The sequence below is a fragment of the Pseudoalteromonas luteoviolacea S2607 genome (genome assembly GCF_001625575.1).
Lineage (GTDB): Bacteria > Pseudomonadota > Gammaproteobacteria > Enterobacterales > Alteromonadaceae > Pseudoalteromonas > Pseudoalteromonas luteoviolacea_E.
The window spans coordinates 22,821-33,498 of the sequence record NZ_AUXV01000025.1; the positions used below are offsets into that span (position 1 = coordinate 22,821).

Below are 10,678 nucleotides of genomic sequence, written 5' to 3' on the forward strand. Positions count from 1 at the left end.
CCTCATGATTTATCAGGGAAGCGAGCCAGAATCGCTTCTAACTCTTCAATTGTGTCGTTGAACACCGCAACCAACTTAGGATCGAAATGCTTACCACTTTGGTTGTTAATCTCTTCGATGACCTCAGGCAGGTCCCACGCCTCTTTATAACAACGGCGGTGTCTTAAAGCATCATACACATCAGCAAGTGCGACTATACGGCCAAAGATGTGAATTTCTTCACCTTTTGCGCCTTTCGGGTAGCCCGTACCATCCCATTTTTCATGGTGGTCGCGTGCTATTAGCGCACCGGCGTTTACAATCTCTCTTCTTGAATCGCGTAACAATTGGTAGCCTTTTTTCGCATGCGTTTGCATCACTTGCCATTCAGCTTCATCGAGTTTGGCAGGCTTATTTAAAATGGCATCCGGAATGCCCACTTTACCAACATCATGCAATGGAGATGCTATTCTCACAAGGTCCGCTTCTCTATTACCCAAACCATAGCCCACAGCAAGCGCATGACAAATATGCGCAACGCGCTTAACATGATTGCCCGAGTCCGTAGAGCGAAGCTCCAGCGCTTCACTCAAACGGTATACTAGCTCTTGCTGAGTATCTTCAATTTCAGCTTGAAGTTGTACATTTTCATAAGCCAATTGTACGTTTTGCGAAAATATTTCAATTAAATGTTTTTGCGTATCAGTTAAGAACTCTGGGATCCCAGAAACAAATAACATAGAGGCATGGTTGTATTCACTTGAGCAATAAGAGAATAAATAGTTGTCTTTATAAACGATTGTTTTCTCATTCAGTGCTTTTTTACAAGCCTGATATTGCTCATCATTGAGTACATCTTCAATTGGCTTGCCTTCACACTTTTCAAACTCACCACGGCCAGTAAATACAATTAAGTCTTCACTGCATGTATCAGGCTCATTGCTTGCTACTAGCGACGTGGCATACATAGCCTCATCAACAGTCCCTAACAGCGAAGTAAGTTGTTGCATAACCCCTTCGATAAACTGTTCAATCGAGTGTGTAGCGAAAATGTCTCTAGACGCTGTAATGATTTTCTCTAGCCCTTGACGAGATTGATCGATAGAAAGGATATCTCGGTATGAACGCAAACTCGACATAACAACAGTGAAAAGTTTTTGCGCGGTGAGCTCAGTTTTGGACTTGTAATCATTGATGTCATAATTGACGATTACCTGTCTCTCGGGCGCCTGCCCTGGTTGGCCGGTACGTAAAATTATACGTATATTGTTATTCTTGGCCGTTTCACGGATATACTGAGCGACTTTTAATCCCGCATCATCGGTTTCCATTACAACGTCAAGTAACACGATAGCTGCGTCGGGGTGATCCATAACAACTTGCTTGGCTTCCTCCCCCGAGTAAGCACTCAAAAACTCAAGTTTCTTCTTTTGAAATTCAAAGTCGCTCAGAGCAAGTTTAGTCACTGCGTGCACTTCGGGCTCATCGTCAACTATTATTACTTTCCAACTGCCGCTTTGTTCGGTTTCAGTGACATCGGTCGGCTCATCTGAAAACAAAAAATCATCCATATAGAGTCCTTAACGCTTGTTTCGACGCTCGCTAATTTAAAAATTTTACTGCATTCTATGCATCATTGTAACTTTTGTGCCAATGTTACTCTGTCACAGCCTGCCATATCTTTTATTGTAAGTATATTGCCATACCCCATTTGTGCAAAAATCTCTTGCACACCCGCACCTTGATCGTAACCATGTTCTACCATGATATACCCGCCAGTCATCAGATAATCGAGCGCATTTTTAGCTATATGCCGTATGTCCGCATAACCTTGCTCAGGGGCCACGAGTGCCGAAAGCGGCTCGAAACGAACATCACCTTGTGATAAGTGAACATCGTTTTCTTCTATATACGGAGGATTGCTCACAATCAGATCAAAGTGCTGCTTTGGTACATTGACAAACCAATCACTTTGTAAAATCGTTGCATTAGTAATGCCTAACCGCTGCTGATTTTTCTTCGCGAGCAAGACTGCATCATTAGAGTAATCAACTGCCCATAACTGCCATTTAGGCATTTCTGACGCCAGCGACAATGCAATGGCCCCAGTGCCAGTACCTAAGTCAAGTACATTTGCATTAATGGGAAGGTCCAGCTCTAATGCCTGTTCCACGAGCGTCTCTGTATCAGGGCGAGGGATCAGGGTGCTACTGTTTACGTAAAAGGGTAAGCTCCAAAATTCTCGCTCGCCTGTCAGGTGTGCGACGGGGACTCCCTCACTGCGCTGTCCAACCATGTTCTTAAACTGCGTATATTGCTGTTCAGATAGCTCAACTTCAGGCCAAGTGAATAAATAACTACGAGGTTTATTTAGAACATGAAGTAAAAGCACTTCAGCATCAAGTTTAGGGGAGTCAGAGAGGGCCGTTAATAAGTGTGTAGCCCAAGCAATCGCTTGGGCATTCGACGGGCAGGTCACGTTAATCGTCACCCATTGCCGCCAACAGATCTGCTTGGTGTTCAAGCAGTAAAGGATCAATAATTGCACCAAGTTCACCACCGACCACTTCATTTAGTCGATACAAGGTTAAATTAATACGATGGTCCGTTATACGGCCTTGTGGGTAGTTGTATGTACGGATACGCTCTGAACGATCTCCACTACCTACGAGGTTGCGACGCTCACTTGCTTCGGCAGCTTGACGCTTTTCATCTTCAGCTTGCTGTAACCGTGCACCAAGTACAGAAAGTGCTTTTGCACGGTTCTTATGCTGTGAACGTTCATCCTGACATTCAACAACGACACCCGTTGGAATATGTGTAATACGAATTGCAGAGTCAGTTTTGTTAACGTGCTGACCACCTGCGCCTGATGCTCTGAATGTGTCTACTTTCAGATCTGATGGATTGATCTCGATTGCTTCTGCTTCCGGAATTTCAGCCATCACAGCAACGGTACATGCAGAGGTGTGCACACGACCTTGCGATTCAGTCTCTGGTACACGTTGTACTCGGTGAGCGCCCGATTCAAACTTCAGTTTACCGTAAACGCCATCACCTTTGATATTTGCGATGACTTCTTTGTATCCGCCATGTTCACCCTCATTTGCACTGACAACTTCAACTTGCCACTTTTGAGTCTCAGCATAACGGCTGTACATTCTGAATAGATCTCCAGCAAAAATAGCAGCCTCATCACCACCAGTACCTGCACGCACTTCGAGGTAAACGTTATTATCGTCTTTAGGGTCCTTTGGTAGCATAAGTACTTGTAATTGATCTTCTAGCTCTGAAATCGCTGCTTTTGCCTCTTTATACTCTTCTTGAGCCATTTCACGCATATCTGGATCAGAGTCCTTCAGCATTTCCTCTGCTGTTGCCACGTCTTCCTGTGCTTGCTGATAAGCAGTGAACGTTTTTACAACATCTTCTAACTCTGAGTACTCTTTAGAAAGTGCACGAAATCGATTCTGATCGCCAATCACCTCTGGATCGCCCAGCATCGCCTCCACTTCTTCATGACGTTCTACTAAGCTTTCTAACTTACGATAGACAGACTCTTTCATCTAAATTTTATTCCTGTTCAATACCTAATGCCTGCTTTAGCAATATCAATTGCTCTGTATCGCCCGCCTTCGCCGCTTTTTGAATAGCATGCGTGGGGGCATGAGTTAGCCGGTTGGTTAACTTGTTTGCTAGCTCAAGCAAGACTTTTTCTGAATCTTTACCCGATTGTAGCTGATTTACAGCCTTTTCCACGAGCTCTATTTTTATTTCTTGTGCCGATGTCCTGTACTGACGAATGACATCAACTGATTTCAACGAGCGCTGCCAGTCCGCAAATTCCCGCGTTTTCTGGTCAATAATATCCTGTGCTTGCTTCGCGGCCTGCTCTCGGCTGGCAATATTTTCGTTTACGATTGCCTGTAAATCGTCAACCGTATAAAGATACGCAGCATCTAGCTCGTTTACTTGGCTCTCGATGTCTCTTGGCACCGCAATGTCAACAAACAGCATTGGGCGGTATTTACGTCTTTTGAGTGCCTGTTCAACCACCCCTTTACCAATGATTGGCAGGGTACTCGCAGTAGAGCTGATCACAATATCAGCATGGTGTAATTCCTCAGGCAGCTGTGCCAATGAAATCACATCCCCATCAATCTCTTGTGCCAAATTTTTAGCTCGCTCAATGGTGCGATTAGCCACAGTAATATGTTGCGGGTGATGTTGAGATAAATGTTTGGCCACTAATTCGATGGTTTCACCAGCACCAATTAGTAACACTTTGGTTTTATCCAACTTGCCATAAATATGCTTTGCTAAGTTCACTGCAGCATACGCTACCGAAACAGCACTGGCACCAATATCTGTTTCCGTACGAACTTGCTTGGCTACTGAGAATGTTCTTTGAAACAAGCGCTCAAACATCGGTTTGATCACATTATGCACTTTAGAGCTGTTGTAAGCTTGTTTAATCTGACCAAGGATCTGTGGTTCACCTAGCACCAAAGAGTCTAAACCGCATGCAACGCGCATTAAGTGATTTACCGCATCTTGGTTTTGATGAATATACACATTCTGCGCAAGCTCTTGTTCTTCGATACTATGAAATTCAGCAAGCCAGCTGAGTAGTGCTTGGGAATTATCTTGGTCGAGGCTACAATAGATTTCGGTACGGTTACAGGTGGACACAATCACAGATTCATGAAACTCTGATAGCTTATTAAGTTGCTCCAAAGCTCTAGACAATTGCTCTGGTGAAAATGCGACTTTTTCACGTAATTCAACTGAAGCGGTTTTGTGATTAATACCTAGTGCGATGATGGTCATAAATGCCAGTGTTGCCCGAGCCCTGCTTTAAAGCGACTAACTGTACCAAAAATCAACCGAATATGGAAAGTAAGGAACCCCATTTGAAACAAATTCATTTGATTTTACTCATGTTTTTTTTATTTTTAGGTGGATGTGCACAGTCCCCAATGGTCCCAGATGGGGGACAAGTGACACTGAACTCCCTAAATAAGTTCAACCTCTGGCAAGCGAGAGGCAAAATAGCCTTCATATCCAGCGATGATCGTCAGTCCGTTAATTTTAATTGGCAATTAAAAAACAACAAGCAAGCGTTAACATTATCCAGCTTTATCGGTACTCAAGTATTAAAAATGACTGAGTTCGCGCACCACAGTGAAATTATCGTGGATGGCAAACCTTATACTGGCCCAGAAAGTGGCCCATTAATTGAGCGTATTAGCGGCTGGCAGCTACCAATAAAACAAGCGCCAAATTGGTTCACCGCGACTCGACTAGATAATCAATATGAAACGGATAACAACGGCAATATTAAGCAGGCTAGCTGGCAAGACGAACAAGGCAAGCAATGGACAATTAAATACCAACGATATAGTGACTTTGATGGGCTAACACTGCCTGCGCGGCTAACACTTTCACATCAAGATATATCAATAAAAATTCAAATCAACGCATGGCATTTTGATACACAATGAACAAATTAACTCTGACAGCCCCAGCTAAATTGAACTTATTTCTTCATATTAATGGTAGAAGAGATGATGGTTATCACGAACTCGAAAGCCTATTCACGCTATTAGATTTTGGTGACGAACTAACATTTCAATTGATTGAAGCTGACACTGTCAATATAACAGGTGATGTAGACGGAATTTCAAAAGAAGATAACTTAATCTTCAAAGCGGCAATGTCTTTAATGGCATATCGAACAGTAAAAAAAGGTGTAACTGTACATTTAACTAAACACTTGCCCATGGGCGGAGGAGTCGGTGGTGGTTCATCAGATGCAGCAACGACTCTTCTTGCTCTTAATACATTGTGGAATTGTCAATTATCATTGGCCGAATTAGCAAATATTGGTTTACAACTCGGTGCCGATGTACCTGTATTCATCAATGGGAAAACGGCTTTGGCTCAGGGGGTTGGGGAAGAATTAACCACCTTTGAACAAGCCAATAAATGGTATCTTGTTATCGCCCCTGGCGTGCATGTTAGCACGGCAAAAATCTTCACAGATCCAGCTTTACCACGCAATACACCCAAACTAAAATCACCATGGAGTATGACTGAAACACGTAATGACTGTGAAGAGTTGGTTAAAAAGCTTTACCCCGAGGTTGAAAAGACCCTGACGTGGTTGCTAAAATATGCGCCGTCAAGAATGACTGGAACTGGAAGTTGCTGCTTTGCCACATTTGATGACGAGCAAACAGCACAGCGTGTACTCCAAGATATACCGTCTTCTTGGCAAGGCTTTGTAGCAAAAAGTGCAAGTGAATCGATTACTCACAAGCAACTCGCTACGTGGCTAAACAAAGAGAAGTAAATTAGTTTAAGTTAGCCTGTATTGACTGTGCTATTTAAAGTCTTTGCATGTTAGTCCAAAAATTCAGTGCCTGAGGAACCCTACCGTGCCCGACATGAAGCTCTTCGCTGGTAACGCAACACCCGAGCTAGCTCAAAAAGTTGCAAAACGTTTATTTATTGAGTTAGGTGATGCCGTTGTAGGCCGTTTTAGTGACGGTGAGATCAGCGTTCAAATCAATGAAAATGTACGTGGTTCAGACGTCTTTATTATTCAATCAACTTGTGCGCCAACAAACGATAACCTTATGGAGCTTATCGTCATGGTTGATGCACTACGTCGTGCTTCTGCTGGCCGTATCACAGCAGTGATCCCATACTTTGGTTATGCACGTCAAGACCGCCGCGTTCGTTCAGCACGTGTGCCAATCACTGCGAAAGTGGTAGCAGACTTCCTATCAAGTGTAGGTGTTGACCGCGTTTTAACTGTGGATCTACATGCAGAACAAATTCAAGGTTTCTTCGATGTCCCTGTAGACAATGTATTTGGTAGCCCAGTGCTTATCGAAGACATGAAAGAGCGTGATTTCGACGACGTTGTTGTTGTATCACCAGACATCGGTGGCGTTGTGCGTGCACGCGCTATTGCGAAGCTTCTTGATGACAAAGACCTTGCGATCATCGACAAGCGTCGTCCACAAGCGAACGTTTCTCAAGTCATGCACATTATTGGTGACGTAGAGGGTCGTGACTGTATCATCGTTGACGACATGATCGACACAGGTGGTACGTTATGTAAAGCAGCTGCTGCGCTTAAAGAGCACGGTGCTAAGCGTGTATTTGCTTATGCAACTCACCCAGTGTTATCTGGTAACGCTGCTGAGAATTTACGTAACTCAGTCATCGACGAAGTCATCGTAACAGACTCTATTCCATTGTCTGACGAGCTTCGCGCAATCGATAAGGTTAAAGTACTAACCTTAGCTGACATGATGGCTGAAACAATCCGCCGTATCAGCAACGAAGAATCAATTTCAGCAATGTTCGAGCACTAATTCATTGCAGGAATAAATAAAAAAGCACCAATCGGTGCTTTTTTATTGCCCTAATGGTTTTAATCTAACCATGATAGTGCTATATTAGCGCGCCTTTTTTACCTACTGAGCAGACAAAAATTTGTCAGTTTGATAGGTATACGCCAGAAAATTTGGTCGCGAGTTTTCTGACATTATTAACTTTATATATTTTGGAGACAGTTATGTCACAATACGTTTTAGACGCTGAAGTACGCGTAGAATTAGGTACTGGTGCGAGCCGCCGCCTACGTCGCGCTGAGAAAGTTCCTGCAATCCTTTACGGTTTAGGCAAAGAAGTTGTTTCTCTTACTCTAGATCACAACAAAGTGATCCACATGCAAGAAGACGAAGGTTTCTACACTCACATCCTTACGCTAAACATTGGCGGTGAGTCTGTTGAAGCTATCGTTAAAGACATCCAGCGTCACCCGTACAAGCCTAAGATCACTCACTTAGACTTCCAACGTGTTGATGCTTCTCAGAAGATCCACACTAAAGTACCAGTACACTTCATCAACGAAGAAGCTGCTACTAAAGGCGGTAACACTGTTGCTCACCACGTAACAGAAATCGAAATCACATGTCTACCAGCTCAACTTCCTGAGTTCGTAGAAGTTGATGTTGCTGCGCTAGAAGTAGGTGCAACTGTACACCTTTCTGACGTTGTACTACCTGCAGGTGTTGTTTCAGTAGAACTAGCTAAAGGTGCGGACCACGACCAAGCTGTTGTTACTTTGAACGCTCCTAAAGGCGCTGCTTCTGAAGAAGAAGCTGAAGAAGCTGCTGAGTAATTTTTAAGGTGTTAACACCTTGAATAATATTCAAATGCTTGTGGGCCTGGCTAATCCAGGCCCCGAATATGCAAACACTCGTCATAATGCCGGTGCGTGGTTCATAGAAGAACTGGCAAAACGCTACAATTGCATTCTCAAACCCGACTCTAAGTATCATGGCCTTACAGGCAAAGTACTTATCAATAACCAAGAATTTAAATTGCTTATTCCTACCACTTATATGAATTTAAGTGGCAAAGCAGTATCAAGCCTTGCAAACTTTTTTAAAATTCCAGCCGAAAACATCCTCGTTGCACATGACGAAATGGATATGGACCCAGGTATCGCCAAAATTAAAAAAGGCGGTGGTCATGGTGGACATAATGGTTTGAAAGACATTATTTCTAAGCTTGGCAATAACAAAGAATTTATGCGCTTGCGAATAGGCATTGGTCACCCAGGCCACCGAGACAAGGTTACTGGCTGGGTATTAGGTAAAGCACCCAAAGCAGACCAAGAAAAAATTGATGCGGTCGTTGATGAAGCGGTTCGCTGCATGGAAATTTTAGCGAAAGACGGTGTGTTAAAAGCACAAAACAGACTACATTCATTTAAGCCGTAAAGTATTTTTATACGGCAACAATTTGATTAACTGAAGGTTCAAAATTATGGGTTTTAAATGTGGCATTGTGGGTTTACCAAACGTTGGTAAATCAACCCTATTTAATGCATTAACTAAAGCGGGAATCGAAGCCGCAAACTTTCCGTTTTGTACAATCGAACCAAACACAGGCGTTGTTGCCGTTCCGGATCCTCGTCTAGACCAATTGGCTGCGATTGTTAATCCGCAAAAGACCATCGCAACAACAATGGAATTTGTTGATATTGCAGGCCTGGTAAAAGGCGCATCAAAAGGTGAAGGTCTTGGTAACCAGTTCTTAGCAAACATTCGCGAAACAGATGCCATTGGTCATGTTGTTCGCTGCTTTGAAGATGAAAATATCGTACACGTTTCTGGTCAAGTAAACCCTGCAGATGATATTGATGTTATTAATACTGAGCTTGTTTTATCAGACATGGAAGCGGCAGATCGCGCTGCACAACGTAATGCTAAAAAAGCAAAGGGCGGCGATAAAGAAGCGAAATTCCAAAACGACGTACTTGAAAAAGTTAAAGCACACCTTGATGAAGGCCTCACGTTGCGTTCTTTAGAGCTAACTAAAGAAGAGCTTGCTGCGATTAAGCCGCTTAATTTCTTAACGATAAAGCCAACGATGTATATCGCAAACGTCACTGAAGATGGTTTCGAAAATAACCCATTCTTAGATAAAGTACGTGAAATTGCAGCTGCTGAAGATGCCGTTGTTATTCCTGTATGTGCCGCGATTGAATCTGAGCTTTCTGAGCTTGAGGAAGAAGATAAGTTAGAATTTATGGCTGATCTTGGTCTTGAAGAACCAGGTCTAAACCTCGTTATCCGTGGCGGTTACGAGCTACTTAAGTTACAAACTTACTTTACAGCGGGTGTTAAAGAAGTTCGAGCTTGGACTATTCCTGTAGGTGCAACGGCACCACAAGCGGCAGGTAAAATCCACACAGACTTTGAACGAGGCTTTATTCGTGCACAAACTATTGGCTTTGACGACTACATTGAGTATCAAGGCGAAAGTGGTGCAAAAGACGCTGGTAAAATGCGCCAAGAAGGTAAAGATTACATCGTAAAAGATGGCGATGTAATGAACTTCCTATTCAACGTATAAACACTCAATTATACGTATGTCAAAAAAGCTCCTTTTTATGGAGCTTTTTTCGCTTTTAAGCACATAAAAATCTCTTGCGTGCAAAAAATCACGCGCACCCCTATATTTAATTTTCTATTGAAGCGATGACTTTTTAGTACTTATCGTTAATCTAGTTTGTACTTTTAGATTTGTTTTGGTATAAAAACAGGCCGTTTCGCTTAATTTATCTGCAAACAATCTGTGATACGAGATTTTTTCAAAAAAAGGTGTTGACGGCATGGGGGCATATACGCATAATACGCCCCGCACCAGCGATGGTGATAAACGAAAAAGAGATGGCTATGTAGCTCAGCTGGTTAGAGCACATCACTCATAATGATGGGGTCCCCTGTTCAAATCAGGGCATAGCCACCATGCTTTTTCAAGTTGATTAGCAACTTTAAAACTAACTACCCTGATGTGCGGAAGTGGCGGAATTGGTAGACGCGCTGGATTTAGGTTCCAGTATCTTCGGATGTGAGAGTTCAAGTCTCTCCTTCCGCACCATGTTCTCGATAAGAACTAAAATAATCGTTTCGTTGGAGTATCGCCAAGCGGTAAGGCAGCGGGTTTTGATCCCGCCATTCCCAGGTTCAAATCCTGGTACTCCAGCCAATGGCTATGTAGCTCAGCTGGTTAGAGCACATCACTCATAATGATGGGGTCCCCTGTTCAAATCAGGGCATAGCCACCATTTTCTTTAAAAGAAAATACATGCGGAAGTGGCGGAATTGGT

General features: G+C 43.2%; 10 protein-coding genes and 4 tRNA genes. 10 read left to right on the top strand and 4 right to left on the bottom strand.

Annotated elements, in window-relative coordinates:
• Window positions 1-2: 2 nt before the first annotated feature.
• From N480_RS13660 to hemA, 4 genes are all read right to left on the bottom strand, one after another.
• Window positions 3-1,550: a DUF3369 domain-containing protein gene (locus N480_RS13660; RefSeq protein WP_063373055.1), complete on the bottom strand. Its 1,548-nt coding sequence runs from the start codon at window positions 1,548-1,550 to the stop codon at window positions 3-5.
• 62 nt (window positions 1,551-1,612) lie between these two features.
• Window positions 1,613-2,470: a peptide chain release factor N(5)-glutamine methyltransferase gene (prmC, locus tag N480_RS13665; protein WP_063373056.1), complete on the bottom strand. Its 858-nt coding sequence runs from the start codon at window positions 2,468-2,470 to the stop codon at window positions 1,613-1,615.
• On the bottom strand, window positions 2,460-3,545 hold the full coding sequence (gene prfA, locus N480_RS13670) for a peptide chain release factor 1 (RefSeq protein WP_063373057.1): 1,086 nt from the start codon (window positions 3,543-3,545) through the stop codon (window positions 2,460-2,462). Before prfA ends, prmC begins: the two co-directional genes overlap by 11 nt.
• A gap of 7 nt (window positions 3,546-3,552) precedes the next feature.
• A complete protein-coding gene (gene hemA, locus N480_RS13675) occupies window positions 3,553-4,809 on the bottom strand; it encodes a glutamyl-tRNA reductase (RefSeq protein ID WP_063373058.1) in 1,257 nt (418 codons plus the stop codon).
• Between the two features lie 83 nt (window positions 4,810-4,892).
• Between hemA and lolB the strand changes: the two genes are divergently transcribed.
• The 10 genes from lolB to N480_RS13725 all read left to right on the top strand — a co-directional run bounded on the left by lolB (window position 4,893) and on the right by N480_RS13725 (window position 10,636).
• Window positions 4,893-5,483 (top strand): lipoprotein insertase outer membrane protein LolB, encoded by a 591-nt coding sequence (gene lolB, locus N480_RS13680; RefSeq protein WP_081231878.1) that lies wholly within the window; start codon window positions 4,893-4,895, stop codon window positions 5,481-5,483.
• A complete protein-coding gene (gene ispE / locus N480_RS13685; RefSeq protein ID WP_063373060.1) occupies window positions 5,480-6,334 on the top strand; it encodes a 4-(cytidine 5'-diphospho)-2-C-methyl-D-erythritol kinase in 855 nt (284 codons plus the stop codon). Before lolB ends, ispE begins: the two co-directional genes overlap by 4 nt.
• A gap of 85 nt (window positions 6,335-6,419) precedes the next feature.
• Window positions 6,420-7,367, top strand: a complete 948-nt coding sequence (locus N480_RS13690; RefSeq protein ID WP_023397324.1) for a ribose-phosphate pyrophosphokinase — start codon at window positions 6,420-6,422, stop codon at window positions 7,365-7,367.
• 203 nt (window positions 7,368-7,570) lie between these two features.
• Window positions 7,571-8,179 (top strand): 50S ribosomal protein L25/general stress protein Ctc, encoded by a 609-nt coding sequence (locus N480_RS13695; RefSeq protein WP_046356450.1) that lies wholly within the window; start codon window positions 7,571-7,573, stop codon window positions 8,177-8,179.
• Window positions 8,180-8,198: 19 nt separating this feature from the next.
• Window positions 8,199-8,783 (top strand): aminoacyl-tRNA hydrolase, encoded by a 585-nt coding sequence (pth, locus tag N480_RS13700; RefSeq protein WP_039608387.1) that lies wholly within the window; start codon window positions 8,199-8,201, stop codon window positions 8,781-8,783.
• A gap of 46 nt (window positions 8,784-8,829) precedes the next feature.
• A complete protein-coding gene (gene ychF / locus N480_RS13705; RefSeq protein WP_039608386.1) occupies window positions 8,830-9,921 on the top strand; it encodes a redox-regulated ATPase YchF in 1,092 nt (363 codons plus the stop codon).
• Between the two features lie 319 nt (window positions 9,922-10,240).
• Window positions 10,241-10,317, top strand: a tRNA-Met gene (locus tag N480_RS13710).
• Window positions 10,318-10,364: 47 nt separating this feature from the next.
• Window positions 10,365-10,449: transfer RNA gene (locus N480_RS13715), tRNA-Leu, on the top strand.
• 33 nt (window positions 10,450-10,482) lie between these two features.
• Window positions 10,483-10,557 (top strand) — tRNA-Gln (locus N480_RS13720).
• 2 nt (window positions 10,558-10,559) lie between these two features.
• A tRNA-Met gene (locus N480_RS13725) sits at window positions 10,560-10,636 on the top strand.
• The last annotated feature ends 42 nt before the right edge of the window (window positions 10,637-10,678 follow it).

Bases quoted from the DNA above. Each gene is read 5' to 3' on its own strand.
- hemA (WP_063373058.1), bottom strand. From the start codon at position 4,809: ATGACCATCATCGCACTAGGTATTAATCACAAAACCGCTTCAGTTGAA.
- N480_RS13695 (WP_046356450.1), top strand. From the start codon at position 7,571: ATGTCACAATACGTTTTAGACGCTGAAGTACGCGTAGAATTAGGTACT.
- ispE (WP_063373060.1), top strand. From the start codon at position 5,480: ATGAACAAATTAACTCTGACAGCCCCAGCTAAATTGAACTTATTTCTT.
- ychF (WP_039608386.1), top strand. From the start codon at position 8,830: ATGGGTTTTAAATGTGGCATTGTGGGTTTACCAAACGTTGGTAAATCA.
- prfA (WP_063373057.1), bottom strand. From the start codon at position 3,545: ATGAAAGAGTCTGTCTATCGTAAGTTAGAAAGCTTAGTAGAACGTCAT.
- N480_RS13660 (WP_063373055.1), bottom strand. From the start codon at position 1,550: ATGGATGATTTTTTGTTTTCAGATGAGCCGACCGATGTCACTGAAACC.